23 protein-coding genes are annotated in these 24,856 nt (G+C 60.0%); 14 read left to right on the top strand and 9 right to left on the bottom strand.

Going from position 1 to position 24,856, the window contains the following annotated elements:
* The first annotated feature begins 90 nt into the window (after window positions 1-90).
* From PSV43_RS23000 to PSV43_RS22975, 6 genes are all read left to right on the top strand, one after another.
* Entirely contained in the window at window positions 91-453 is a 363-nt protein-coding gene (locus tag PSV43_RS23000; protein WP_300203306.1) for a phosphopantetheine-binding protein, read from the top strand.
* Entirely contained in the window at window positions 450-1,709 is a 1,260-nt protein-coding gene (locus tag PSV43_RS22995) for a beta-ketoacyl-[acyl-carrier-protein] synthase family protein (RefSeq protein ID WP_300203305.1), read from the top strand. The genes PSV43_RS23000 and PSV43_RS22995 overlap by 4 nt, the downstream gene beginning before the upstream one ends.
* A gap of 18 nt (window positions 1,710-1,727) precedes the next feature.
* Window positions 1,728-2,375 (top strand): class I SAM-dependent methyltransferase, encoded by a 648-nt coding sequence (locus PSV43_RS22990; protein WP_300203303.1) that lies wholly within the window; start codon window positions 1,728-1,730, stop codon window positions 2,373-2,375.
* 64 nt (window positions 2,376-2,439) lie between these two features.
* Window positions 2,440-3,996 (top strand): hypothetical protein, encoded by a 1,557-nt coding sequence (locus PSV43_RS22985; protein ID WP_300203301.1) that lies wholly within the window; start codon window positions 2,440-2,442, stop codon window positions 3,994-3,996.
* 43 nt (window positions 3,997-4,039) lie between these two features.
* A complete protein-coding gene (locus PSV43_RS22980; protein ID WP_300203299.1) occupies window positions 4,040-4,279 on the top strand; it encodes a DUF433 domain-containing protein in 240 nt (79 codons plus the stop codon).
* Window positions 4,276-4,629 (top strand): DUF5615 family PIN-like protein, encoded by a 354-nt coding sequence (locus PSV43_RS22975; RefSeq protein ID WP_300203297.1) that lies wholly within the window; start codon window positions 4,276-4,278, stop codon window positions 4,627-4,629. The genes PSV43_RS22980 and PSV43_RS22975 overlap by 4 nt, the downstream gene beginning before the upstream one ends.
* A 35-nt stretch (window positions 4,630-4,664) precedes the next feature.
* Here PSV43_RS22975 and PSV43_RS22970 read toward each other — a convergent pair whose 3' ends face one another.
* A complete protein-coding gene (locus PSV43_RS22970; protein ID WP_300203295.1) occupies window positions 4,665-6,236 on the bottom strand; it encodes a peptide ABC transporter substrate-binding protein in 1,572 nt (523 codons plus the stop codon).
* A gap of 108 nt (window positions 6,237-6,344) precedes the next feature.
* Between PSV43_RS22970 and PSV43_RS22965 the strand changes: the two genes are divergently transcribed.
* The 3 genes from PSV43_RS22965 to PSV43_RS22955 all read left to right on the top strand — a co-directional run bounded on the left by PSV43_RS22965 (window position 6,345) and on the right by PSV43_RS22955 (window position 11,173).
* Window positions 6,345-7,997, top strand: coding sequence for a sialate O-acetylesterase (locus PSV43_RS22965; protein ID WP_300203293.1), 1,653 nt, complete (start codon window positions 6,345-6,347; stop codon window positions 7,995-7,997).
* A 159-nt stretch (window positions 7,998-8,156) separates the two neighbouring features.
* Entirely contained in the window at window positions 8,157-9,587 is a 1,431-nt protein-coding gene (locus PSV43_RS22960; RefSeq protein ID WP_300203291.1) for a S1C family serine protease, read from the top strand.
* Window positions 9,588-9,628: 41 nt separating this feature from the next.
* Window positions 9,629-11,173 carry a PDZ domain-containing protein gene (locus PSV43_RS22955; RefSeq protein ID WP_300203289.1) on the top strand — a complete coding sequence of 515 codons (1,545 nt, stop codon included), beginning with the start codon at window positions 9,629-9,631 and terminating at the stop codon, window positions 11,171-11,173.
* A 495-nt stretch (window positions 11,174-11,668) separates the two neighbouring features.
* Here PSV43_RS22955 and PSV43_RS22950 read toward each other — a convergent pair whose 3' ends face one another.
* A complete protein-coding gene (locus PSV43_RS22950) occupies window positions 11,669-12,358 on the bottom strand; it encodes a YceH family protein (protein WP_300203287.1) in 690 nt (229 codons plus the stop codon).
* A 207-nt stretch (window positions 12,359-12,565) separates the two neighbouring features.
* Between PSV43_RS22950 and PSV43_RS22945 the strand changes: the two genes are divergently transcribed.
* Entirely contained in the window at window positions 12,566-13,033 is a 468-nt protein-coding gene (locus tag PSV43_RS22945; RefSeq protein WP_300203285.1) for a hypothetical protein, read from the top strand.
* Window positions 13,034-13,073: 40 nt separating this feature from the next.
* Here the strand turns inward: PSV43_RS22945 and PSV43_RS22940 are convergent, their stop codons facing one another.
* From PSV43_RS22940 to PSV43_RS22930, 3 genes are all read right to left on the bottom strand, one after another.
* Window positions 13,074-14,528, bottom strand: a complete 1,455-nt coding sequence (locus PSV43_RS22940) for a sulfatase (RefSeq protein ID WP_300203283.1) — start codon at window positions 14,526-14,528, stop codon at window positions 13,074-13,076.
* Window positions 14,529-14,545: 17 nt separating this feature from the next.
* Window positions 14,546-15,241 carry a pseudouridine synthase gene (locus tag PSV43_RS22935; RefSeq protein WP_300203281.1) on the bottom strand — a complete coding sequence of 232 codons (696 nt, stop codon included), beginning with the start codon at window positions 15,239-15,241 and terminating at the stop codon, window positions 14,546-14,548.
* Between the two features lie 104 nt (window positions 15,242-15,345).
* Window positions 15,346-16,233, bottom strand: coding sequence for a hypothetical protein (locus PSV43_RS22930; RefSeq protein WP_300203279.1), 888 nt, complete (start codon window positions 16,231-16,233; stop codon window positions 15,346-15,348).
* Window positions 16,234-16,383: 150 nt separating this feature from the next.
* Here PSV43_RS22930 and PSV43_RS22925 point away from each other — a divergent pair, with 150 nt between their 5' ends.
* Window positions 16,384-17,376: a hypothetical protein gene (locus tag PSV43_RS22925; RefSeq protein WP_300203277.1), complete on the top strand. Its 993-nt coding sequence runs from the start codon at window positions 16,384-16,386 to the stop codon at window positions 17,374-17,376.
* Between the two features lie 553 nt (window positions 17,377-17,929).
* On the opposite strand, the gene PSV43_RS22920 is transcribed toward PSV43_RS22925, so the two are convergent.
* From PSV43_RS22920 to PSV43_RS22905, 4 genes are all read right to left on the bottom strand, one after another.
* The gene (locus tag PSV43_RS22920; RefSeq protein ID WP_300203275.1) at window positions 17,930-18,367 is read right to left on the bottom strand and encodes a low affinity iron permease family protein; all 438 of its coding nucleotides are present in this window, start codon (window positions 18,365-18,367) and stop codon (window positions 17,930-17,932) included.
* A 245-nt stretch (window positions 18,368-18,612) separates the two neighbouring features.
* Window positions 18,613-19,140, bottom strand: coding sequence for a hypothetical protein (locus PSV43_RS22915; RefSeq protein ID WP_300203273.1), 528 nt, complete (start codon window positions 19,138-19,140; stop codon window positions 18,613-18,615).
* Window positions 19,141-19,189: 49 nt separating this feature from the next.
* Window positions 19,190-19,573 (bottom strand): BON domain-containing protein, encoded by a 384-nt coding sequence (locus PSV43_RS22910; protein ID WP_300203271.1) that lies wholly within the window; start codon window positions 19,571-19,573, stop codon window positions 19,190-19,192.
* A gap of 160 nt (window positions 19,574-19,733) precedes the next feature.
* On the bottom strand, window positions 19,734-21,152 hold the full coding sequence (locus tag PSV43_RS22905; RefSeq protein WP_300203269.1) for a DUF1501 domain-containing protein: 1,419 nt from the start codon (window positions 21,150-21,152) through the stop codon (window positions 19,734-19,736).
* A gap of 232 nt (window positions 21,153-21,384) precedes the next feature.
* Here PSV43_RS22905 and PSV43_RS22900 point away from each other — a divergent pair, with 232 nt between their 5' ends.
* The 3 genes from PSV43_RS22900 (at window position 21,385) to PSV43_RS22890 (ending at window position 24,851) form a co-directional block, all read left to right on the top strand.
* On the top strand, window positions 21,385-21,621 hold the full coding sequence (locus tag PSV43_RS22900) for a hypothetical protein (protein ID WP_300203267.1): 237 nt from the start codon (window positions 21,385-21,387) through the stop codon (window positions 21,619-21,621).
* A gap of 151 nt (window positions 21,622-21,772) precedes the next feature.
* On the top strand, window positions 21,773-23,188 hold the full coding sequence (locus tag PSV43_RS22895; protein WP_300203265.1) for a PQQ-binding-like beta-propeller repeat protein: 1,416 nt from the start codon (window positions 21,773-21,775) through the stop codon (window positions 23,186-23,188).
* Between the two features lie 139 nt (window positions 23,189-23,327).
* Window positions 23,328-24,851, top strand: a complete 1,524-nt coding sequence (locus tag PSV43_RS22890) for a hypothetical protein (RefSeq protein WP_300203263.1) — start codon at window positions 23,328-23,330, stop codon at window positions 24,849-24,851.
* Window positions 24,852-24,856: the final 5 nt, after the last annotated feature.

Genomic DNA, 24,856 nt, shown 5'->3' with positions numbered 1-24,856 from the left:
GGAAGTGTTGGTGCTGCCTGACACGGGTGCCTAGTCTTCTTCCATGCTGGAAAAGCGTTGAACCAACTCTATAATTGACTAAACAGCGCCATGGCCGTCAGCGACGATAGAAAACAAGAGATCATCAAATCCCTCAAACGTTGCGGTGAGGAGACGGTCGCCTCTGCACTTCGCTTTGAAGAGAGCAAGAACCCCGACGAGCTGGACGCCATCATTCTCGGCGTCCTGGCGCGGGATGCGGCCAATCCCCGGCCTGATGGTGTGGCATCGGTGACCGATGACATGAAGCTGATCGATGACATTGGCATGGATTCCTTTGGCATGATCGAAGTGGTGATGACGGCAGAAGAAGTGCTCGGCCTCACCATTGCCACGGAAGACCTGAGAGGCATCATTACCCTGGGTGATCTGAAGAAGTTTCTCCGTTCCAAATTCGGCGCGAGTGACTCATGAAGCGGGTGGTCGTCACCGGGCTGGGATTCATCTCCAGCATCGGCAACAACCGTGCTGCGGTGACCGAAAGCCTGAAAGAGGGTCGCTCGGGCATTGAATTTGTCCCGGAACTGGCCGCCGCGAATGACCGCGTGAAACTGGCGGGTACGGTGAAGGGTTTTGAATTTTCCACACCTGATCCGCTCGACTGGACCTTTCCGGAGCATGTGAAGCTGAGCCGCGCGCAATTGCGCACGATGGTGCCGAATGCGGTGTTCGCTTTTGCCGCCATGCAGGAGGCCATCGCGGATGCCAAACTCGAACCCACGCAGGTTTCAGACCCTCTGACCGGCTTGTACTGCGCCTCGGCCGGTTCGCCTTGGATGACGTATCTGGCGATGGATTCGGTGATCAAGCGAGGGCCGGCACGGACTTCGGCGCCCGTGGTGATTAGCGGCATGCCGAATTCGCTGCACCTCAATCTCACGGCCTTGTTTGCGATCAAAGGCGCGTCACTGGCTTTCAACAGCGCCTGCGCCTCGTCCTCACACGCCCTCGGTCACGCCAGTGACATGATCCGGATGGGGCGGCAGAAAACCATGTTTGTCGTCGGTGCAGAAGACGCCCAGCTGCTGCATACCATTTTGCCATTTGCGGCGTTGCGGGCCTTGAGTTCCCACAGTGACCCTGCGCTGGCACCACGTCCATTTGATGCAGGCCGTGACGGCTTCATCATCACTGGTGGCAGCGTTGTCCTGGTGCTTGAAGAGGCAGAGCACGCCGCCGCACGCGGTGCCACAGTGTACGCTGAGGTCAAAGGCTGGGGCCAAGCTTCGGATGGCTACGATGTGGTGGCACCGGATCCGACCGGCAGCGGGCTGGCACGCGCCATGACCAACGCGCTGCAAGATGCCGGTCTGAAGGCCACCGAGATCGACTACATCAACGCCCATGCCACCGCGACCAGCGCCGGCGACACGGCCGAGCTGAACGCGCTTAAAACCGTTTTTACGGGCGATGTGAGACCGAAGGTCAGCAGCACCAAGGCGCTGACGGGTCATGGACTCTGCCTCGCGGGAGCTCTGGAGGCTGGCATCTGCTGTCTGGCTTTGAAGGAAGGCTTCATGCCGATTTCGGGGAAAATTCAGCAGCTTGATCCCGCCTGCGAAGGAGTGGACATCCTCACCAGCCCGACCGATCAGGTTCCCCATGTCGCGATGAGCAACTCCAGCGGCTTCGGCGGTTCGAACGTGACGCTGATTTTCTCGCGGCCTTGACCTCAACGGATTGAAATAATGCAAGAGCGTATCCTCCAGCCCGAATTGCTCGACACGCTGCCGCAGGACGACCCCGACGCCATCCGTGCGCGTGAGGAAATGCTGCAGGTCAACGGCATCATGGGCAATCATCGCTGGATTGAGCGCATGATCCGCCGCCATCGGGAAAGCGGCTGGCGCATCACGGAGCTGGGTGCGGGAGACGGGGCGCTGTCCATGCGGCTGCTGGCCTCCGGGTGTTGCACGGTGGCGGCGCTGCATGCCTTTGATCTGGCAGCCAGGCCTGCACACTGGCCAGCGGCGGCGCACTGGACGTGTGGCGATGTGCTGGCGCAGGCGCTGCCGGAAACCGAGATCGTGGTCGCAAATTTGTTCCTGCATCATTTCACCACGGAACAACTGCACCTGCTGGGTTCGGGGCTGTCCCCCATGACGCGATTGATCGTGGCGGCGGAGCCGGCGCGGCGGTGGATTCACAGCATCTCCGGCAGATTGTTTTGCGAGCTGGCGGAGCTCAATCATGTGCAGCGGCATGACATGCAGGCGAGCATTCGAGCGGGATTTCGCGGTGACGAATTGAGGGATGCGCTGGGACTTGGCAAGGAATGGCAGGCGTATGCGCATGAGCACCCGCTGGGAGGCTATCGGTTCATGGCCTGGCGCTAAGAACCGGGCGGCGAGGCATGACGCCCGTTGCCGTGGGGCAGGAGTGCATTCATACTGCGGCAACATGATCCGGCCCCATACGCCGCCAGAAACACCCGACGACAAGCCCGCACGAAGCGGAGAGTCGAGTGGTGCATGGGCGTCCCCGTGGGAACTGGATCTGGAGTGGCTGGATGCGCCGCCGGGGAAAAAGACCCGCTACGTGGAGGAGAGGAAGGCCCCTGCCCCGCCGCCGCGTAAGCCAGCGGCAGCGCCCGCGCCACCGGTGCAAACGCCGACGGAGGCTGCCAAGGCACCTGTCGCGCCGCCTTCCAGACTCGTGCCGAAGGCGCGGCCCAAGCGCGTGGTGGAGCGTGATGCCTCATGGTCCACGCTGGCCCTCCTGAGCATGGGATTGCTGGCCTTGGTCTTCATCGCCTGGCTGTATGTGGATGATCGTGCTCCGGGCTTTGACGAAGATCTGCTCTTGAACCGGCCGGTCGATCAGGCGACTTCGATTCAGACGCCTGACAAGCTGCGCAAGTTTTTGCAGGCGCTGGTCCCCTTTGAGAATACGGAGCTTGCTGGCAAACCACCGTGGCTGTGGGACACGCCCACGCTCTCGCGCATCGTGCAGTCAAACGGTGTGGCGCTCGACAATCTGCGTGATCTGCTGGAGGACGCCGACTGGCATTCCGCGCATGCGGCATGGCATGCCACCGACCCATGCGAAGACCCGCGCTGGCGTCAGGCGCTGGTACTCAAGCAGGCGGAGGCGGCTTACCTCTCCCGACGCATGCATGAGGAAGAGGCGTTTACTGCGGCGATCGATCTCGCTGAACTCGGCTGGCGGCTGGAGCAGATCTGGGCCTGGCCGTCCTGCTACAAGCGCTCGCTGGAGGCGCAGACACTTGCCGCGCAGACGCTGGCTGATCTGCTGCGACAGACCCGTCTGCCGGAGGCCACGCTGCGGCAGTTTCAGCGCCAGTTCAATGTCTGCCAGCCCACGACGGAAGTACTGGAAGGCGCGATGAATGCGTTTTACGTGCATGAGAAAAAGCTCATTCTCGGCCCGAAAAGTGGCGAGAATCTCGACACCATGCCGGGCGGTGTACAGTTGCAACGTCCAGGCCGTTTGTTTTTCAAACCGTATGAAACCCTGCAGCATTTCGCCACGGCGTTCCGGCAGATCAAAAGTGATGTGGAGACGCCGCTGGTACTCACCGCTGAAGTGCGGCTGAAAGACGACGCTGCCGCCGAAGCCTCCTACCAGCCGAATGCCGCCGGGATGGTGTACTACCATCAGCGAATGAAGGCCTACACTTCTCTGCCCGCAGAGCTTGGGATTGCGCGCACCCGTGGGAATTTGATCATCACCTTGTTTGCGGTGCGGCGCTGCATTGCCGAGAAGAAAATGCTGCCTGGCACCCTCGAACAACTGCGCACCTTTAACTTCCTGCTCGATGTGCCTGTCGATCCCTACACGGGTGCACCGCTGCAATACAGCCTCGCACGCGGTCTGATCTGGTCCGTGGGCAATGATCTGAAATCCGCCAACGGAGTGGCTACGGAACCGCCGATGAAGGACCCGGCTGAACCGACGGTGGAATTGGGCATCGCCGTGGCGGGGGTGGCGAAGTAGGCTTTGGTTGTCGCAGAAGGCAGTCTGTGATAATCTTTGCCACATGAGTGACCGCCAGCTTTTTCCTCGCATCACCTCTTCACCGGACATCTGTCACGGCAAGCCGTGCATTCGTGGGTTGCGCTACCCGGTGGAGTTTGTGCTCGAACTCTTGAGCAGCGGCATGACGAACGAAGAAATTCTGGCCGACTATGAGGACTTGGAAGCGGATGATTTGCGGGCAGCTATTTCCTGGGCGGCGCAAGTGACACGTACAAAGCGCATTGAACCTGTGCTGGCATGAAATTCATCGTGGATGCGCAACTGCCGCGACGGCTGGCGCACAAGATGAGGGCGCTCGGCGCGGACGTCGTGCATACGCTTGATTTGCCCGCTCGCAATCTCACTGCGGACAGTGAGATCCGCCGCATCGCTGCTGCCGAGCAGCGGGTGGTCGTCACCAAGGATCGTGATTTCGTGGACAGCTTTCTCATGCACGGCGAGCCTGCCAAGCTGCTGTTTATCACGACTGGAAACATTCCGAATAAGCAGCTTGAACAGTTGGTGAATTCTAACTGGCAGGGGTTGCTGCAAATGCTGGCCCAAGGCGACTATGTGGAACTGAGCCGCACTTCATTGGTGCTGCACATTTAAACATCTGAGACTTCTTCAGTTGCGACGCGACGGGACTACTTCCACCGCATGCAGCGGAAGGGATGATCGTCGATCAAGTTTGCCTGCACGCCGGTGAGGCGGTCGGCGTGGTAGAACTGTACGCCGACGTAGTGATAGATGGGGAGGATGACAGCTTCGTCGGTGACGAGGAGTTTCTCGGCTTGCTGGAAGAGGGTGTTGCGCTGATTGAGATCGGGCTCGCGGGCGGCGGCTGCGATGAGTTCATCGTATCCAGCGTTGGCCCAGCCGGTGCGGTTGTTGCCGCTGGCGGAGAGGAACATTTCCAAGAACGTGCCGGGGTCGTTGTAGTCGCCCACCCAACTGCTGCGACAGAGGGCGTAGTTTTTCTCCTTCATTGAAGCGAGGTAGATCTTCCATTCCTGCTTGGCCAGATCAACGCTGACACCGAGGTGCTCCTGCCACATGGCCTGCAACTCGACGGCGATGTTGCGCTCGACGGGTTTGGGGAAGTAGAGGTATTCGACGCGGGGGAAGCCTTTGCCGCCGGGATAACCTGCTTCGGCGAGGAGCTTGCGTGCGCGTTCGGGATCGAACTCGGGGCCGGGTGGAGGCTGGTAGTTTTGGCCGGTGCCGGGCGGGGTGAGGCTGAAGGCGTTGCGCTCGCCGAGCTGGGTGATTTTTTCGGTGATGCGCTTGCGATCAATCGCCAGTGAGAAGGCGAGGCGGATCTTGGGATTGTCAAAGGGGGCGCGGGTGACGTTGAAGCGGGTGAAGTAGCTGCCGAGGAAGGGGCCGGTGTGGAAGTAGGACTGCTGCTTGAGTTTGACCGTGAGGGAGGTGGGGACCATGCCCTTGTCCATGATGAGATCTGCCTGGCCGGTGAGGAAGTAATTGATGGCGGTGTTCGGCTCCGAGATGGGCAGGATTTCGATGCTCTTCATCGGCACGTTGGCGGCGTCCCAGTAGCGCTCATTGCGGCGCAGTACGATGCGGTCGTCCAGCAGCCAGTCTTCGAGTGTGTAGGAGCCATTGCCGATCAGGGAGCCCGGCTTGATCCATGCGGTGCCGTGCTTTTCAATGATGCGCTGCGGCACGGGGTAGAACGCAGTGAAGGCGCAGAGGTCGATGAAGTAAGGCGTGGGATTTTCGAGCTCGACGCGGAGGGTGCGGTCATCCAGCGCTGTGACACCGACCTGCGCGAAGTCCTTGAGCGTGCCTTCGTGAAAGGCCCGGGCGTTTTTGATGACATAGAGCTGGCTGGCATAGTCGGCACCGAACTCGGGGGTGAGTACGCGCTTCCAGGAGTAGAGGAAGTCCTGGGTGGTGAGGGGTGCGCCGTCGCTCCATGTGGTGTTTGGGCGCAGGTGGAAGGTGTAGGTCTTGCGGTCCGGCGTCATCTCCCAGCGCTCTGCCATGCCGGGCTGGGGCTTCCCTGCCTCATCAATGCGGCAGAGGCCTTCGAACAAAGCCGAGGCGATGCGCATGCCGACTTGGTCGGTGACGATGTGTGGATCGATGCTCTCCGGCTCCGCGCCATTGATGAAGACGAGGTCTGCACGCGGCCTTGACTTGCCGCAGGCGGCGAGGGAGAACAGAAGTGCGGCGGCGAGGACGAAACGAATCACGCGAAAAGCTAGCACACAGTGGCGGCAGTCCGCAGCACAATCCTTGCAACCTGCTGCAATGATTTGCCTTCACGCAGCGTTCCCAGCATCCAGCTTTTTTCCAAACTCATGCGCATTCTCTGCCTCCTCACGCTCCTTGCTGTCTCCGCCCGTGCGGAATTGAAACTCCCGGCCATCATTGGCGATAACATGGTGCTGCAGCAGAAGCAGGCGAATCCGGTGTGGGGCTGGGATACGCCGGGCACGGAGGTGACGGTGAAGTTCGCGGGTCAGACCAAGACCGCCAAGGCTGGAGCGGATGGCAAGTGGACGGTGAAGCTGGATGCGGTGCCGGCGAATGCGAAGCCTGCGACGATCACGATCAAGGGCAGCAGCAGCAAGGAACTGAAAAATGTGCTGGTGGGCGAAGTGTGGATTTGCTCGGGGCAGTCGAACATGGGATTCAATCTTTCCAGCACCTGGGATGCGGATCTGGACATCGCGCAGGCGAAGTATCCGCAAATTCGCCTCATCTCGGTGCCGCAGGTCGGCACGCAGGAAATCCAGGACGATTTCAAGGGTCAGTGGGAGGAGTGCAGCCCGACCAATGCGGGGGTGTTCACCGCCGTGGGTTATCATTTTGGCCGTGTGCTGCATGAGATGCTCGGCGTGCCGGTGGGTCTGATTGACAACGCCTGGGGCGGCAGTGCCTGCGAAGCCTGGGTGAAGCGTGATTTGCTGGAGAAGGACCCGCGCTTTGCCGCGATCATCGCCCGGTGGAAGCAGACGGAGTCCACCTTCACGCAGGAAGCTTTCGAGAAGCAGGTGGCCGATCACAAAACGAAAGTGGGCGCATGGGCCAAGGCACGTACGGAAGCCACCAAGGCGGGGAAAATGTTCACCGCTCAGGCACCGCGTGCGCCGCAGAATCCCATGGCCGGCCAACATCGTCCGGGGAATCTGTATGCGGGCGTGCTGCATCCAACGATAGGTTATGGCATCAAGGGCGTGATCTGGTACCAGGGCGAGTCGAACGCCAGCCGTGCGAAGGAGTATGGCGAGCTGTTTCCCTTCATGATCGAGCATTGGCGCAAAGAATGGAAGCAGGGTGATTTCCCCTTCTACTGGGTGCAGCTGGCCGACTTCAAGCCCTACCAGACGGAGCCCGTGGAGAGCGACTGGGCCGAGCTGCGCGAAGCGCAAACGCGTACAATTGGCAAGCTGCCGCACACGGGCGAGTGCGTGATTACTGATCTCGGTGAAGCGAACGACATCCATCCGAAGAACAAGCGCGACGTGGCGGAGCGCCTTGCGCGCTGGGCTTTGGTGAAGGATTACGATCAGAAGCTGCCTTATCGCAGTCCTGAGCTCAAAGACGCGAAGTTTGACGGCGGCAAAGCGCTGCTGACTTTCGACTACACCCCGCAAGGCCTGCGCACGGTGGATACGGATGAGGTCAAAGGCTTCGCGATCTGCGGTGAAGACAAGAAGTGGGTGTGGGCGAAGGCCAGCATCATTGGCGGCTCGAAGAAAGGCACGAACCAGATCGAAGTGAGCGCCGCAGGCGTCGCCAAGCCCGTGGCCGTGCGTTATGCTTGGGCGGACAATCCTATCTGCAATGTGTATTCCGCTGAAGGCCTGCCGGTGACGCCATTCCGTACGGATGATTTTCCGATGATCACGGACCCGGCCAATCCGAACAGCTTCGAGGCGCAGAATGCCAAGCGTGTGGAAGACCTCAAGAAGCTCAACGAGGCTAAGAAAAACGCCGGGAAAAAATAGGCGCTGTTTTGCGCTGAGATTATTTCTTCAGCAAACTTGTGTTAGAAGCGGCGGGGGAGCGTATGTTTGTGACTTCACGTCACCCGAATGAACACCCGACCGCTTCTGTCACTTTTCGCCCTGGCTCTGCTTCCTTCTGCCCTCTGCGCGCAACCCGCCATGGCACCGCCCCCGGCGACTCAGGCCATCGATGTGAAATCAGGCGCATGGGAAGGCATCGTGAACATTGATGTTTCGGTGCTGGTCCCCGATTACCGTGAGCCGTGGAACGCCGGGCAGCCCAGTGGTGGCAGCGGCACCGGATTCCTCATTGGCAAAAACCGTTTTCTGACCAATGCGCACGTCGTCAGCAATGCCACGCGCATTCTGATCCGCACCACCAACGATCCCGAGCCGCATCCGGCCAAGATTGTCCACATCGCGCATGATTGTGACCTGGCGCTGATCGAGGCCGAGGACGGCAGCCACTTTGACAAGCTCAAGCCGCTGGACTTCGGCGGCATTCCGCAGCTCAACACCGAAGTGATCGCGATCGGTTATCCTATCGGCGGTGATCGCATCTCCGTGACGCGCGGCGTGGTGTCACGCATTGACTTCCGGCCTTACAGCCATACGAGCGTGGACTCCCATCTCGCGATTCAGGTGGATGCGGCGATCAATCCCGGCAACTCCGGCGGTCCGGTGATGCAGGAGGGCAAAGTCGTCGGCGTGGCCTTCCAGGGCTTCAGCGGGCGTGTGGCGCAGAACGTCGGCTACATGATCCCGGTCCCGGTGATCAAGCGCTTCCTCAAGGATATTGAAGACGGCCGCTACGACCATTATGTGGATCTCGCGGCGAGCGATTTTCCCATTGAAAATCCAGCGCAGGCCAAGGCGCTCGGCACCCAGGGCGAAGGCGTGGGCGTGATGGTCGGAGACGTGGAGCCCCAGGGCAGCGTGGGCGATCTGCTGAAAATCGGCGACGTCATTTTGAGCATTGATGACAATCCGGTGATGAACAACGGCCTCGTGCGCTTCGAAGGCGAACTGATGGACATGAATGAAATCGTCGAGCGCAAGTTCGCCGGCGACACGATCAAGCTGAAGTACATGCGCAACGGCAAAAAGCTGGAAACCACCGTGACGCTGAAACGTTTTGATCCCTACGTCCGCCTCGGTGCGCAGTACAACCAGCGTCCGCGCTACATCGTCAACGCCGGTCTCGTGTTTCAGCCGCTGGACCGCAACCTGATGGACGCGCATCAAATGCGCGACGACACGGTAAACTACGTCTTCGACAACTTCCTGACCGACAAGCTCTACGTGGAGCGGCCTGAGCCCGTGGTGCTGACGAACGTGCTGCCAGATGAAGTGAACACCTGGATCACTCCGTATGCGCACAGCATCGTCGATGAAATCAATGGTGTGAAAATCAAATCACTCAAGGATGTGCAGACCGCGCTGGCCAAAAAGGACAAACCGTTCATCGAGATCGTGCTGCTGGAAAAAAACCGCCCGCTGGTGCTCAAGCGTGAGCTCGCCGAAGACGCGCATAAACGCATCATGGCGACCTACAACATCTTGGAAGACTCCTACCTTGGCGATGAATAGCCGCACGATCCGACTTTGAACCTTTCAGCCTCGACGCATCCATGAAGCTTTCCCAGATTTCTCTTTTCCTCGTACTCGGTGCAGCCACTCTGCCAGCGCAGACACCTGATGCCCCCAAAAAGCAACGCGCAGTCGCTGTGACCGAAGGTCCCGCCGTCGCGCTGCAGGTGGTGCAAAACAACTCGCTGGTGCGGGTGAACGCGACTTCCCAGCCTTTCAGCCTGCATCTGCCCTGGCAGAAGGAGTCTCCCTCAAGCCGGCGTGGCCTGGGCGTGGTGCTTGCTGGCAACCGGGTGCTGGTCACCGGGCAGATGGTGGCGGACTCCACTTACATTGAGCTCGAGCTGCCGGAGAAAGGCCAGAAGATCCCGGCCAAAGTGGTGGCAGTGGATTATGAAGCCAACCTGGCGTTGCTGGAGTCGGTGCCTTCAGACAGGCAGAAGGCCTTTTTTGCCGGACTCAAACCGATGGCGGTGGACACCAGCGCACGCATTGGAGACACGGTGGATATTTTGCAGACGGGACGTGTGGGCGAGCTGATCAAAAGCGAGCTGAAGATCGGCAAGGTGCTCACGCGCCGCTACAATGTCGAAGGCTCGGGCTTTCTGGTCTATGAGGCCAACAACATTGTGCGCAGCGAGGCGAACAGCTTCACCCTGCCGGTGGTCAAAAACGGCAAGCTCGTCGGCCTGCTGCTGAGCTATGACTCGAAGAACCAGGTCACCACCATTCTGCCCGCACCGATCATCGAGCACTTTTTGAAGGATGTGGCGGACGGCAGCTATGGAGGCTTCCCCAGCCTCGGCATGGAACTGCAGTCCACCTTGGACGAACAGTACCGCGAATACCTCGGGCTCAAGCCTGATGCGCCGGGCGTGCTCATCAGCCTGGTCATGAAAGGCGGCTCCGCTGAGAAATCCGGCATGAAAAAGGGAGACATCCTGATAGCCATCAATGGCTTCGCCATCGATTCACGCGGTGACTACAAGGACCCGCAGTTCGGCGCGCTCAGCTCCAGCCATCTCGTACGCGGTCGTGCCTATGTGGGTGACAAGGTCGAGATCAAAGTGATTCGAGACGGCAAGGAAGTCACGCTGACTGGAGAGCTCACCCGCCGCAAGCCGGACGACTACCTCGTGCTGCCCTACCTGTTCGACAAAGGCCCGCGCTACGTGCTGATGGGCGGGCTGCTGTTTCAGGAGCTTTCAAGCCCCTACCTGGACGCCTTTGGCGAGGAGCAGCGCGGAGGTGCCATCCTGCGGCTCTCACACGTCGCCTCGCATCCTGAAAAGTATGAGGAGGACGGCCGCAAGAAGCTCGTGTTCCTCAGCCTCGTGCTGCCCACTCCCAGCGCGCAGGGTTACGAAAAGCTCGGCGGACAGGTGGTCAACAAGGTGAACGGCAAGGCCATCAACGACCTCAACGATCTGGCGGATGCCTTCAAGAGCGCGAAGGACGCCGTGCACGTCATCGAACTCAATGACTTTCCGCACATCATCTATCTCGACACCTTCAATGCGGAACGCGACAACATGCGCCTGCTCGAAGGTGCCTACCGCATCGGCAGTCTGAAGCGGCTGGAGTAGTTTGTTATACCAAGAGCAGATGAACATGAGTCTGAATGAATGGCAGACTGTAAGAGAGTTTGCGGTGGTTTTCGGAGGCAGCGGTCAAGCGTAGGATGGCAGCCATGGAAGCCTGCGGCAGAGGGGTGCTGCGGGGCACGCTGCAGACGCTGCTGGAACCCGGCGTGGCATGGAGGCGTGCTGGGTTTGCTGCCCGGAATTGTCTGCCATACCCAGGGTCGCCTCGCTGAGGCTCGGCTGACCCTGGGCTGGACTACGCAGCCCATTCAGGGCTGGTGGGAAGCGGGGCTGGTTGAGGTAAAGAGAAACAGAACTGGTTCCAATGGATCGTGGTATGACCTCCTCATACCTGCCATGTCGGAAATGAGTCTTGCGAATCGCTCTATCATCCACAGCCCTTTCAGGGCTGGTGTGTGGCGGGACGAAGCGACGAAAGAGCGTAAAAGGCCCTTGCTAAGCGCCATGGATTCAGACCCTTTTCAACTGTGCGTGGTATTACTTCACCGCACCGATCAGCGTCTGCAGCCGCGACACCTGCGCCTTCAGCAGGGTGATCTCCGCTTCCATCTTCGCCCGCCAGTCCGCATCGGATGAATCCTCCGCCACCGCAGCAGCCGGGGCATGGGCGGAGAGGGTGGCAGCCTCTGCGCCTGCCACCTCGCCACAGAGCAGATGCATGAACTGCGCCACGCGCTGGCCCGGGCCGGCGGGGATGCATTGCACCAGCGGGCCTTCATTGAAACCGATGAGCTCGGCCAGCGTGTTTTCCACGCTGGGCATGTCGGGAAATTCAAACAGGCGTTCGGTGCGCTGGCGCAGCTCGCCTGCGGTCTGTGAGCCGCGCAGCAGCAGCATGCAGAGCAGCGCCATGTGGGAGCGGTCCAGTCCTTGCAGCTTGCCCTTGAGATTGTGCCGGTACTTGAGCGTGCGACCGCCCACGATGTTGACTTCAAAGACGTAGCCGTGGGATTTCATCGACTCCAGCGCCCGCAGCACGGTGCGTTCGTCATAGCGGACGATGGGGTCGCGGTTCGTGGTCTGATTGCAGGCCGTGACGAGCGCATTGAGCGTCATCGGATAGTGATCCGGCAGCGTGATTTCTTTTTCGATCAAGCATCCCATGACGCGGGCGGCTTCAGGAGTGAGCGTGAACAGGATGGCGGAGGTGACAGATTCGGCGGACATGTGAAAGAGCTTGGAAAAAGCGGGCATCATCCACGGCTGCAGGCTGCTTTCAACTGCCGTCAGGGTTGGTTTTAAAGAGATGCTTAATTATTTTTAAATACTTCTGAATAGTTCCCGAGGGGCCGCGTCGAAGCAGGTGTCATGAAATCGAAAATTCTGCTTCTGGGCGGCGCAATGATCGCCGCGCTATCGCTTTCCTCTTGCGATATGTATGGATATCCCGGCTATGGCAGCGTGGGATACGGTGGCGGCTACGGCGGCTACGGCACAAGTTACAATAACTATTACTCCAGCTCTCTGCTTGGCCTGGGTGGCTACGGGGGATACGGCGGTTATTCCAGGCCCTATGGCTACAGCAGTTATAATCGTGGCTACTTGAGCCCCTACCGCTCCTATGGCAACGTTGGCTACAACCGGGGTTACAGCACACCCTTCTTGAGCCGCCCCTATGTGCCCGCTTTTAACCACAGTTACGGCGGTTATTCGCCAGGCAGACGCAGCTTCGCCAGCCATCACATTGGCGGTTCTCCATTCGGAGGTCATTCCGGACGTGGCGGATCCTTCGGTAGCTTCGGAAGCGGTGGTCGCAGCATGGGTGGTGGAAGTCACAGCTTTGGCAGCGGTAGCCACAGGATGAGTGGTGTCGGTGGACACAGCGGCGGTCATCATCATTGATCTTCCTTCGCGGTCCGCTCCAGCCTCTCTCACGCAGCGCTCAAGGTTTCTTGGGCGCTGTTTTTTTGTGCTTCACATAGTTCGGCCACTCGATCTTTTTTCCCTCGGCTCCGGTGAACTTCCACACCGGCCAGATCGGAGCCTCATTCTGCACATCAGCGTATTTGGCCTGCAGCAGTTCCTTCAGCTCCGCCAGCTTGGCGGCCTCGGTCGACGCCAGATCGTTCTGCTCGCCGATGTCTTTGCTGAGATCAAACAGCATGAAATCCTGCAGCACGGCCTCCTTGAAATCGCGTTCGGTTTGCTCGGTGATGTCGTTGCCTCGTGTCGGAGCTGGCTTGTCGAGCGCCGCGAGGATTTTCCAGCCGCCCACTCGCATGGCAACCTTGGGCTCGCTGGAGGCGCGGTTGAAGTGCCAGTAGAGCGGCGTCTTGCGCTCCACCTTGTGGCCTTCCAGCACTGGCAGCCAGCTGGCACCGTCGATCACGCGGTCTTGCGGAGCCTGCAGTCCGGCGACAGCGCACATCGTCGGCAGGAAATCCACGCCGCTGATCGGCTCATCGCTCACCGTGCCGGGCTTCGTTTTGCCGGGCCAGCGCAGAATGCCAGGGATGCGGATGCCGCCCTCCCACATGCTGCCTTTTTTATCGCGCAGCGGCCCAGAGGAGCCGTGCGGATGCTGCGCGGTGATGGCCGGGCCGTTGTCGCTGGTAAAGAGGACGAGGGTGTTCTCCCGCAGTCCCTCATCATCCAGCTTTTTCATCAGTCGGCCAAAGGCATCATCCATCTGCGAGATGTTGCCATGATGGCCATTGAAGCTGGGATCGTCCGAATGATAGAGCGCGGAGTACCTAGGATCCGAGGATATGGGTTCATGAGGCTCATGAAAGCAGACGTAGGCAAAGAAGGGCTTGCTGTTGTCCCGTGCATCCAGCCACCGCATGGCCTCATCTGCCACCAGATGCGCAGCGTAGCCTTCGAGCTTGCCGACCTCGGCGCTGTTGCGCACAAAATTGTCCGGGTTGTGGTGATTGGGGTAGGCGTTGTTATGCGTCGCGAACCAATGATCAAAGCCATGATCATTCGGCTGCGGCTGCGTGGGCTGGTTGAACTCACCATTCATGTGCCACTTGCCGGCATGGCAGGTCGCGTAACCCGACTCATGCAGCAGCTTCGCAATGGTGATCTCACTGCGGCGCATGTGCACCGGCGACTCCTCGGGAATCCAGTCCCGCACGCCCACCCGCGTTGGGGTACGGCCTGTCATAATTGCTGTGCGTGAAGGCGAGCAGTTCGGATGCCCCGCATAGCAGGAGGTGAAGCGCAGTCCCTCGGCGGCAAATTTGTCCACATTGGGCGTGAACACATCCTTTGATCCGTAGCAGCCGAGATCGCCGTAGCCGAGATCATCATCCAGCACGAGCAGGATGTTCGGTCGGTCTGCGAACGCGATGGAGGTGCAGGCCAGCGCAAAGAAAGTGAGCAGCAGTTTCATGACTGCCGTGAACGTGCTCAGCGCTGCACTTGTTCCAGCGAAAGCATGCGCCACTCGCCTTCCGCAAGATCGCCGAGTTCATACGGACCGAAGCGTTCGCGGTGTAACTGCTCCACATGCCAGCCCTGGCTGGCGAACATGCGGCGCACCTGATGGTAACGGCCTTCGGTGATGGTGAGGCGGGCGGTCTGGCTGGAAACGATTTCCAATTTCGCCGGCAGGCAGGGTTTGTCCTCGCTGCGGAGCATGAGATCGCCTTTGGCAAAGATGTCGATGAGAGCGGGATCGAGTTCGCGCTCCACTTCGACGAGATAGGTTTTCTCGATGTCTGACTTCGGAGAGGTGAAGCGATGCACGAGGCTGCCGATGTCCGACACCAGCAGCAGTCCGCTGGTGTCTTTGTCGAGACGGCCCACGCTCGTCACCGCCGGATTGCGATCCGGCCAGTGCGCGGGCAGCAGTTCATAGATGTTTTGGCCTTCCTCCTCGCTGTGCGTGCAGGAGTAGCCTGCGGGCTTGTGCAGCATCGCCAGCAGGCCGTCAGGCGCTTCGAGCGGTTCGTCATCGACGGTGATGAGAGCGGAATCCACGCGCTGGTCCGAACGCTTCAGCACGGTGCCGCTCAACTTCACGCGGCCCTCTTTGACAAAGGCCATGGCCTCCCGGCGTGAGCAGTAACCGAGGGCGGAGAGCAGTTGATCGAGGCGGCGCATGTGGGATTGGGACAAAGTGGGGCGGATGCTCCCTGCTCAGCGAGTGATGTCATGCGGGAAATGCACCCTGTGGGGATTCTCCGTTTGGGCATCGAAGATCAAAATCACCTGGCCTGAAGTTGCGCCGCAAGGGTGCGTGCGGCGGCTTCCCAAGCTTCCGGCGGGCTGCTGCCAAAGGCGGTGACCATGCGCCAGGTGCCGGTGAAGTCGGCGGGCACGGTGGCGTTGTTGAAGCACTTGAGGTAAAACTTCCGGTAGGTGCCGGGCACGTTCCAGATGGTCGCGATCTGACCTCCCAGCTCCGGTGCCTGCAGCAGGCGCGACACGGCGAACTGCCCGCTCTGCGGCTCATACACAGCCATCCAGTCCACACGCTCATTGATGTAAAACTTCCGCACCACCTCCGTGTCATCGCGCAGCGGGCCGGAGATCTGCTTTTCAGGCGCGGCATCGCTGCCCGCGAGGAAGGCGGAGACCGTGGGCCGCCACGCGTGCATGAAGTGGTACACCAGCTTCAGCGGCACAGCCTCGGCGGTGTGGACGGTGGTGGTTTCATACAGGCGGTGGTCTTTGATCTCGGTGATATTTGTCAGATCAAAGGCGCGGATGCGTGACTTCCGCTCCAGTCGAAAACCGCCGCCCTTGAGCTCTGCCGTGGGTGCTTCGATGAGTTTATCATCGAGGAAAAAGTCGAGTGCCTGCAGCTTCTCGGGTTCATTTTCCAGATGCGCGGTGCCGATGAAGCCGACATCAGGAAATGAGAACACGGTGCCGTAGGCGCTGCTCTCGGTCGTCATCGGCTTGCCGCGAAAATCAATGCGGCCAGGCGTCCACTGCGTGACCTGGCGCAGCAGCAGCGTCACATCCCCGCAGGTCACGGTGATGCGCGGCAGATCGGGGCCGAGATTGGGCTTGAAGGGCTCTTTGGCAGAGACAAAAATCGTGAGCGCGAGGCCCAGCACCGGGGAGAGAAAACGTGGAGAAACAAACATGCGCAAGGACTACGCCGCAGCCGCGCGGCCTTTCGATCAAACATTCGCCGGGTGTTATTTCTGGAACGACTTCAGGAGATGGAACGGTTTGGCTAGAGATACCTGTCGGGTCTCGTTCTAACAGATGCGATCCTTCCCAACCCGCACCTCATGAACCAACCATCGTACTCCCTGAAAAGAAACTTTAGCCGGCGGGAATTTGCTGCGTTGTCGTCATCCGGCCTTTGCAGCGTGCTGACGGGCACGGTGCTGCAAGGTGGCAAAGCTGCCGATGGGGAGCATGATCCAGCAGAGAAACGCCTCGTGCTGCTGGGGCTCAATGCGCTCTCCCGCGCCCATGAGATGAACTACTTCACGGATGGTCATCGCGGGGCCAGTCTCGTTTCCGCGCACCTGATGTGCGTGGACAACCAGATGGACGACAAAGCCACGGCCCGCATCGCCCAACTATTCGACCTCAACTGGGCTTCATCGCCGCTTTGCAAACCCTTTCCTGAGGAGGCGCCGGACCCCGCGTTGATCAGCAAAATCGGCCTCGCGCTCGCGGGCGGCCAAGGTGTGCTGCGCGAAGTGGGGCACAACGCCATCTTCGCCATGCTGGCGATCAAAGGCTTCCGCATGCTGCCCAGCGCCGCCACACCCAAGCGAATCGACGGCGTATGCAAACTCATCCGCGCCATCAAGCCCTGGCGTGACATCGACCCGCGCCCCGAGGTGGATCCCCCGCCCTTCTCCGACACAGCCGCCGCGTCGGAATTCGTCCTGCGTGAGGCCAGCGCGACCGTGGATCGCTTCATGGGTCATGGACAGGGCTTCACCGGGCACATGCTCACCTTTGGCCAGGCACTCGTCGAGCTCGCCGCCATGGGCGATGTGGAATGGGCCGAAAGCTGCCGCACTGCCTTCCGCAAGTACGTATCCGTCACGCGCAACGGACCTCAACCGGAGGACAAGACCCGCGCGGAGCACAAACCCAGCGCGCTGCGCCCGAACAGCGCCGAGTACTGGGAAAAGCGTGGCGACCACGCCGTGGACATCGGGCACGTCTTCAAGTACCCCTACAGCTACTACGACCTGCTGCGGCATGTGGATAATCCCGCCCTGAAGCAGGAGTGGGAGGGGAAGGCGTATCACCTGTTTTAAGCTGGATTTCAAGACGACTGCCATCGCGAACCCTTCAAGAATTGCAGCCCGTATCTGCGACGGGTGCCGAACTGCCTTTCGATTCCTGTTCCGACGTGGGGAGTTCGCGGCCTAAAAGGGGTGGGTGCGAACGAATTTTTCAGCGAGGTTTCCGCAGATAAGCCTTCCCGAATCCATAGGATCGTAAAATAGTTGCAGCGCTGCGGCTGCGAGAAATCCGCCCCAGCGCAGATCGGCTCCAGTTTGAACGCCATGTTCCCCTCGCGCGGATCGAACAAGCGCAGAGGAATGCCCTTCGCTGGCCTGCGGTCATTCATCCGGGTTCGGCGCGAACACGAGCAATCCGGCCTCGGGGCTGCGCGGGAGGAGATCAAGTCGGAGGAAGCGGAGGCTGTGCACAGGGCGTGGTGGGCTGGCTGCTACGTTCATAGAAATCGCGTGCAGAAGCAAGGCAATCCAGGTGCCGGGGAAGCAGGCCGGCAGGTGATCTCGGGTCAGCAGTTCGCGGTGCCTGAGGGGCGATAGGGGGCAGCAGAACAGAGGATCAACGCGGTCATTTACGCGGCTTTTTTGCGCTCTTCTTTGCGGGCGCTTTTTTCGGTTTCTTTTTTTCGAGAGTGACGCGCGCCTTCTCGGCGAGTGCTCCATACCTGGCCCGCACTTTGTCCAGATCATCCTCCTCCATATCCTCCAAATCCAAAAGCTCATTTTGGGCTCCAGAGACGGAGCGGATCAATTCGTCGAGTTTGACGTGCATGGCTTCAGAGTCACGGTTCTGACTGTTCTGAATCAAAAAAACCATGAGGAACGTCACAATCGTGGTGCCGGTATTGATGACAAGCTGCCAGGTATCACTGAAATTGAACACCGGACCCAACACAGCCCAGATGAGAACGATGATCCCTGCAAGACAGAAAGCCGCGGGTTTACCTGCGGCTCGTGAGATGAATTTGGCAAAGATGCCGAAGTAAGTCTGCTTGTGCGGTTTCATGAGATGAATGGTTTAAAACCTGGATTAACTTTTGACCCTTCGGCTCCGTGTAGAACTCGTGACCTAGAACAGTCCTGTGCTGGCAATATCGACTCTGGGCTGCATCGCGGACTTATGCGTCCACTGTCCTGCCCTGCCTTCAAGCTGAACTCCCGCCGTCACGGTCTTGAGATTTGGCCAAGCCACAAAAAATCCTGCGCAGCGAGCCGCGCAGGATTTTCGTGGAGTGGGCGTGGTGCCGGAACTCAGGCTTTGGGGGCCTTCTCTTCGCCGATGGTGCTGATGTCTTCAGCGCCCTCGTCTTCGAAGATTTTCTTGGCGCGGTCGATAAGGTCGCCATTGGCAGCATGCACGGAGATGAGGTAGTTGCCCTTCTTGAGGCTGTCCTCATAACGTTTGGCTTCGATCTCGGGAATGCCGAGGCCGATCAAGCCGCCGACTACGCCGCCAGCGGTCGCGCCGACAGCAGCACCGCTGAGGGCTGCCATGATGGGGCCGGCAGCGATGAAGGGCCCGAGGCCAGGAATGGCAAGCGCGCCGATGCCCGCCAGCAGGCCGATGGTGCCGCCAGCCAGGCCGCCGGTGGTGGCACCTGCGGCGATGCCTTCAGAGGCCTTGGTGGACTTCACATGACCGAAGTCACCGTGGCCGGAGGTGTCTGGCAGCAGGACGGAGATATCGCTGGTAGGAAAGCCGCTGGATTGCAGGCGTTCAACGATGCGTTCAGCCTGACCCATGGTGGTTGCGATGCAGAAGACAGATTTGTGTGACATAATGGTAGGATTTGAAGGGTTGGATTTTGAGAGGAAAGTGGAGCTTCCGTTACTTGGTTTTGACTTCGAGTTGGTCGATCACCTGCGCCTCTCCGGCGTTGGCTTTGGCATAAGCGGCGATTTTCTTTTTTTCGTCGGCATTGTTCACCGGGCCACGCAGCATCACCTTTCCTGCGGCGGTGATGATCTTCACGTTTTTGGCGGTCATGCTCAGCGAGTCATCGGCCATGACGGCTTTGCGGATGTCCTGGGTGATCTTCAAATCTGCCGGGCTGTTGGACTGGTCGAAAGGCGTCATGGTCTCGCCGGACCGATCACGCTCATTTTTTTCGGTGTTATCCTGTGCCGGTTTCTGGTCTGCCGCGAGAGCGGCAAAGTTGAGGGCGGTGAGCGCGGTGAGCGCAAGTCGTAGGCTGGTGAGAGGTGGTTTCATTTGGGTTGCCTGGTTGCGGCACGGAAACTTCGACAGTGCGTGGACACGCGGCTGTATAATGACTCTGCTTTTTGGCACCCTGTCATCATCGTCAGTCTAATTCCTGATGCCCGGTCACCAGGCGGAGATGGATGTCCCCCAATCAGCACACATCCCCCCCTCACCCCACAATCCCTGGCACCAGTTCCCCATGCACATCTGTGAGGCGGAAGTCGCGGCCTTGGTACCGGAACGTGAGACGTTCATGGTCGAGGCCGAGGAGGTTCAGCACGGTGGCATTGAGGTCATGGGTATGGACGGGGTTTTCGGCAATGTTGAAGCCGAAGTCGTCGGTGCGGCCATAGACCGTGCCGGGCCGCGTGCCGCCGCCGGCCATCCACATGGTGTAGGCGTCTTTGTGGTGGTCGCGACCTGCGGAGGTTTTGACGCCGTCGCCATTCGCGCCCTGGCGCAGTGGAGTGCGGCCAAATTCGCCGCCCCAGATCACGAGGGTTTCATCGAGCAGCCCGCGTTGTTTCAGGTCCCGCACCAGCGCGGCCATGGGCTGGTCCACGTCCTTGGCTTTGGCGGTGATGCGCTGCTTGAGGCCGCCGTGGTGGTCCCAGTCGGAATCAAAGAGCTGCACCATGCGCACGCCGCGCTCAATCAGGCGGCGGGCGAGCAGGCAGTTGTTGGCAAAGGAGGCCTTGCCGGGCAGCGCACCGTACATGTCTAGAGTGGCCTGCTTTTCCTGGGAGATGTCCATGAGCTCCGGCACGCTGGTCTGCATGCGGTAGGCCATTTCGTACTGGCTGATGCGCGTGGCGATCTCGGGATCTCCCACGACGCCGAGCTGCTGCTCATTGAGCGCTTTGACGGCATCGAGCACACGACGGCGGTCGGTGGTGCTTTGGCCCGGCGGATTGCCGAGAAAGAGGACGGGCTCGCCGCTGCCACGAAAGGGGATGCCCTGATACACGCTGGGCAGAAAGCCGGTGCTCCAGAGCGTGGAGCCTGCGCCGCCGGGAGGCCCGGAAAGCAGCACCACGTAGGCGGGCAGATCGCGGTTCTCGGTGCCGAGGCCATACGTCACCCACGCGCCCAGGCTGGGCCGGCCGCCTTGGCCAAAGCCGGTGTGCAAAAACATCTGCGCCGGGGCATGATTGATCTCATTGGTGTGCAGGGATTTCACCACGCAGATGTCATCCGCCACGGTGCCGAGGTGCGGCAGCAGTTCACTGAGTTCCAGCCCGCTCTTCCCATGGCGCTGGAATTTGAACTCGGTGCCTGCGAGCTTCAGCTCACCGCCGATGAAGGCAAAGCGCTTGCCTTTGGTGAGTTCTGCCGGGCAGACCTGACCGTCCATCTTTTGCAGCAGCGGCTTGTAGTCGAACAGATCGAGCTGTGAGGGCGCGCCGATCATGTGCAGGTAGATGATGTGCTTGGCCTTCGGCGCGAAATGCGGTCGCGGCCCCGCCAGCGCAGGCGCAGCCGGCAGATCACGGGCGAGCATGGAGCCCAGCGCCGCAGAGCCCAATCCCAAGCCGGACTGCCGAAAGAACTGGCGGCGGGAGACATCAAAAAAGGCGGGCGGAGTCATGACGTGGATAAAACGTGCGGAGAAGGCGGAGATTACGGGAGTGTTTGTGGGATCGGCACTTCAACAATCGAAAATCGAATGCTCGACAATCATCAATCCCATGAGCGTTGGCGTGTGCGTGATTGAAGATTGATGGGCACGGATCGTTGATTTTTGAGATGGGGAAGGAGGATTTGCTGTGAAGCTGCGGATTCGAGTTGCCGGGTGTGATAGACCGAAGGATAAATACCGCATGGCACTGGGAACCAAAAATCGACTGCATGAGACGGGTGTGGCCTGCAAGACGTACCTGCGTGAGCAGCACGGCGACCAGCTTGATCTGGTCACGGAATTCATCGCGGAGATTGAGGGCACCGGCTCCAAGCAGGATCTGTCGGCCTGGAATCAGTTCAGCGATCTGCGGCGCAATCAGGCCGAGATGCTGCAGCGCGTGGAGGCTGCGTTTCAGACCTGGCTGACAGGCGGCTAGACGCTGCTGGAAACTCCAGCACATCGCAGGGCGGGAAGCGCTGTGATGAGGTGGCCCTGATGGGAGGTGCGCCATTCAGGGCCATGCGACCCATGATACATCCTCGGCAGAAGATCGAAAGACTTGCACCCGATGAGCGCTTTTTACTTTCATGCTGCTTCGCCACGCCTTGTGCTCCGCTCTTCTCATCGCCCCCTGTCTCGCTGAATCCAACTGGCCGCAGTTTCGTGGTGAGGACGGGCTTGGCATCGGCACGGGCAGGCCGCCTGTGGGATTTTCGAGTGAGAAGAATCTGAAGTGGCAGGTGGAGGTGCCGTTTGGGCATTCGTCTCCCTGCATCTGGGGTGGCAAGATTGCGCTCACCGGGCTTGATGGCGGCAAGCTCGTCACGTTTTGCCTGAATCGTGCGGATGGCCGTGAGCTGTGGCGTGAGGCGGCTCCCTCGGAGAAAGTCGAAGGCACGCATCGCATTGGCAGTCCCGCCGCGCCGACGTGCTGCACGGATGGCGAGCGCTTGATCGCCTACTTCGGCTCCTACGGAGTGCTGGCGTATGATTGGACCGGCAAGTTGCTGTGGCAGAAGCCGCTGCCTGCACCCGTCGTGGAGTTCGGCACCAGCGCCTCGCCCATCATCGTGGATGGCAAAGTGATCATCGTGGCGGATCAAGACGTGGGCAGCTACATGATCGCGCTGGATGTGAAGACCGGTGCGGAAGTGTGGCGCGTGGACCGCAGCGAGTTCCGGCGCGGTTTCTCGACGCCGTTTGTCTGGAAACATGATGGCATGGAAGAGCTGGTTGTGTGCGGCTCGCTGTGGCTGCGAAGTTATGATGTGAAGGACGGTAAGCAGCGCTGGTCGGCCCGAGGCATGGCGCGCGTGGCCAATGCGAGTCCCGTCGCAGCTGATGGACTGCTGCTCGTCTCAAGCTGGAACGTTGGCGGCGATGAAGGGGAACGCATCGAGATGGAACCGTTCGAGGCCTTCGCCGCCGTGCAGGATACCGACAAGGACGGCCTGCTCACTCTCGATGAATTCCCCGCCGGTCCGATCAAAGGTCGCTACTCGCAGATCGACGCGGACAAGGACGGCAAGGTCACCAAGCCCGAGTATGAATTTGTACGCGGCATGTTCGCCGACGCTGTGAACCAAGTCTTTGCCATCAAGCCCGGCGGCAGCGGCGACATCACCAGCACGCACGTCGTCTGGCAGCAGAACAAACACCTGCCGTATGTCTCCTCACCCGTCGCGGTGAATGGCCGCGTCTTGACGATGAAGAGCGGCGGTCTCGCCTCCGCCTACGACACGAAAACCGGCAGCCCCATTTACCAGGCCGAACGCGTCGATGCCTCCGGCGACTACTACGCCTCCGCCGTCGCCGCCGATGGCCACGTGTATGTGATCTCGCAGCGCGGCACCGTCGTCGTGCTCGATGCCACCAGCGACAAACTGAACGTGCTCGCCCGCAACGACCTCAAAGCGCCCGTCTTCGCCTCACCGGCCATTGTCGATGGTGTGATCTACATTCGTACCGACAAGCATCTGTGCGCGTTTGGGGAGTCAAAGTAGCCCTGTTCCTGCGGAGCAAGGGGGCAACGCAACGGCAAGCCGCTTGGGACGACCGTGAGCTGTTGGTAAAGCGGAGCGTTCCCTTGTTGCACAGCAACAAAGCTACTTTCATACGCGTAAAGGTATGATGCGTCACCTCATGCTACCACTCTGGTTTTTTGCCGCCTCACTTGCCTGGAGTGCCGACAGCGCCATCGACATCGGCTCGCGCCGTGAATTGTTTGTGGATGATTTCCTGATCGGCCAGCTCAGTGGCAAGGCGGAGCAGCGGCTGCATCAGCCACAGATTCAGGAGATCGTGATGAAGCATGATGCGCCGTGGGAGGGCAGTGGCAGCGGCTACCACAGCATCTTCAAAGACGGCGACAAGTACCGCATGTACTACAAGAGCTGGCAGCTCACCGTGACGCCGGGCAAAGTGAACACGGGCGAGCATCCGCTCTTCACCTGCTACGCGGAAAGCGACGATGGCATCCACTGGCGCAAGCCGGAGCTGGGTCTGCATGACTTCAAAGGCTCGAAGGCTAACAATATCGTCATTCCGCACGGCAAGATGGGCAACGTGAACCCCGATGGCGGCCATCCTGCCGTCTTTAAAGATGAGAATCCCGCTGCGCCTGCGGATGCGAAATACAAGGCCATCGTGCGCTCGAATAAGCCGAAGGGATTGCTTGCGCTGAAATCTGCCGATGGCCTGCGCTGGTCGCCGATGGCGGATGCGCCAGTCATCACTGATGGTGCGTTCGATTCGCAGAACCTCGCGTTCTGGGATGCCAGCAGCGGCGTTTACCGCGCTTACTGGCGCTACTTCACCGGAGGCACCACCGATGAAAAGAACTGGAAGCCCTCCGGCGATCGCGCCATCCGCACCGCGACCTCGAAGGACTTCATTCATTGGGAGAATCAGCACGATCTGAGCTACGTCGATTCCCCCAGCGAGCAGCTCTACACCAACCAGGTGAAGCCCTACCACCGCGCACCGCACATGCTCCTCGGCTTTCCCACGCGCTACGCCGAGCGCGGTTGGACGGACAGCATGCGCGCCCTGCCTGAGTCCGAGAACCGCGAGTGGCGCTCCAAGGCCAGCGACCGCTACGGCATGGCCATCACTGAAGGGCTGTTCATGAGCAGCCGCGATGGCGTGAAGTTCAAGCGCTGGAACGACGCCTTCCTGCCACCCGGCATCGAACGCCCCGGCACCTGGAACTACGGCCATCAATACATCGCCTGGCATCCCGTCGAGACGAAGTCCGCGCTCGAAGGCGCGCCCAATGAGCTGAGCTTCTACGCCACCGAAAGCTACTGGACCGGCAAGAGCAGCGAACTGCGCCGCTACACGCTGCGCATGGACGGCTTCGTGTCTGTTCATGCTCCGATGAGCGGCGGCGAGTTGATCACCAAGCCCTTCACCTTTACCGGGAAGAACCTCACGATGAACTTCGCCACTTCTGCTGCGGGTGGTATTCAGGTCGAGATTCAGGATGCCGGTGGCAAACCCATTCCTGGATTCGCGCTCGACGATGCGCAGCCCACCTTTGGCGATTCCATCAACCGCACCGTGACTTGGAAAAGCGGTGGTGATGTGAGCTCACTCGCTGGGAAAGTCGTGAAGCTGCATTTTGTGCTGAATGATGCGGACCTCTACTCGATCAAGTTTGAGTGATGTTC

Source organism: Prosthecobacter sp. (genome assembly GCF_029946185.1).
In the GTDB taxonomy this organism is placed as follows: domain Bacteria; phylum Verrucomicrobiota; class Verrucomicrobiia; order Verrucomicrobiales; family Verrucomicrobiaceae; genus Prosthecobacter.
The sequence above is the reverse complement of the archived record's forward strand: the minus strand, read 5'-3'. Positions and strand labels throughout refer to the sequence as shown.

What these genes read in the sequence shown, in the direction of transcription:
- PSV43_RS22890 (WP_300203263.1), top strand. Translation starts at nt 23,328, where the DNA reads ATGCTACCACTCTGGTTTTTTGCCGCCTCACTTGCCTGGAGTGCCGAC.
- PSV43_RS22975 (WP_300203297.1), top strand. Translation starts at nt 4,276, where the DNA reads ATGAAATTCATCGTGGATGCGCAACTGCCGCGACGGCTGGCGCACAAG.
- PSV43_RS22955 (WP_300203289.1), top strand. Translation starts at nt 9,629, where the DNA reads ATGAAGCTTTCCCAGATTTCTCTTTTCCTCGTACTCGGTGCAGCCACT.
- PSV43_RS22895 (WP_300203265.1), top strand. Translation starts at nt 21,773, where the DNA reads ATGCTGCTTCGCCACGCCTTGTGCTCCGCTCTTCTCATCGCCCCCTGT.
- PSV43_RS22950 (WP_300203287.1), bottom strand. Translation starts at nt 12,358, where the DNA reads ATGTCCGCCGAATCTGTCACCTCCGCCATCCTGTTCACGCTCACTCCT.
- PSV43_RS22905 (WP_300203269.1), bottom strand. Translation starts at nt 21,152, where the DNA reads ATGACTCCGCCCGCCTTTTTTGATGTCTCCCGCCGCCAGTTCTTTCGG.
- PSV43_RS22915 (WP_300203273.1), bottom strand. Translation starts at nt 19,140, where the DNA reads ATGTCACACAAATCTGTCTTCTGCATCGCAACCACCATGGGTCAGGCT.
- PSV43_RS22965 (WP_300203293.1), top strand. Translation starts at nt 6,345, where the DNA reads ATGCGCATTCTCTGCCTCCTCACGCTCCTTGCTGTCTCCGCCCGTGCG.
- PSV43_RS22910 (WP_300203271.1), bottom strand. Translation starts at nt 19,573, where the DNA reads ATGAAACCACCTCTCACCAGCCTACGACTTGCGCTCACCGCGCTCACC.
- PSV43_RS22945 (WP_300203285.1), top strand. Translation starts at nt 12,566, where the DNA reads ATGTATGGATATCCCGGCTATGGCAGCGTGGGATACGGTGGCGGCTAC.
- PSV43_RS22925 (WP_300203277.1), top strand. Translation starts at nt 16,384, where the DNA reads ATGAACCAACCATCGTACTCCCTGAAAAGAAACTTTAGCCGGCGGGAA.
- PSV43_RS22920 (WP_300203275.1), bottom strand. Translation starts at nt 18,367, where the DNA reads ATGAAACCGCACAAGCAGACTTACTTCGGCATCTTTGCCAAATTCATC.
- PSV43_RS22980 (WP_300203299.1), top strand. Translation starts at nt 4,040, where the DNA reads ATGAGTGACCGCCAGCTTTTTCCTCGCATCACCTCTTCACCGGACATC.
- PSV43_RS22900 (WP_300203267.1), top strand. Translation starts at nt 21,385, where the DNA reads ATGGCACTGGGAACCAAAAATCGACTGCATGAGACGGGTGTGGCCTGC.
- PSV43_RS22930 (WP_300203279.1), bottom strand. Translation starts at nt 16,233, where the DNA reads ATGTTTGTTTCTCCACGTTTTCTCTCCCCGGTGCTGGGCCTCGCGCTC.
- PSV43_RS22990 (WP_300203303.1), top strand. Translation starts at nt 1,728, where the DNA reads ATGCAAGAGCGTATCCTCCAGCCCGAATTGCTCGACACGCTGCCGCAG.
- PSV43_RS22995 (WP_300203305.1), top strand. Translation starts at nt 450, where the DNA reads ATGAAGCGGGTGGTCGTCACCGGGCTGGGATTCATCTCCAGCATCGGC.
- PSV43_RS22985 (WP_300203301.1), top strand. Translation starts at nt 2,440, where the DNA reads ATGATCCGGCCCCATACGCCGCCAGAAACACCCGACGACAAGCCCGCA.
- PSV43_RS22960 (WP_300203291.1), top strand. Translation starts at nt 8,157, where the DNA reads ATGGCACCGCCCCCGGCGACTCAGGCCATCGATGTGAAATCAGGCGCA.
- PSV43_RS22935 (WP_300203281.1), bottom strand. Translation starts at nt 15,241, where the DNA reads ATGCGCCGCCTCGATCAACTGCTCTCCGCCCTCGGTTACTGCTCACGC.
- PSV43_RS22940 (WP_300203283.1), bottom strand. Translation starts at nt 14,528, where the DNA reads ATGAAACTGCTGCTCACTTTCTTTGCGCTGGCCTGCACCTCCATCGCG.
- PSV43_RS23000 (WP_300203306.1), top strand. Translation starts at nt 91, where the DNA reads ATGGCCGTCAGCGACGATAGAAAACAAGAGATCATCAAATCCCTCAAA.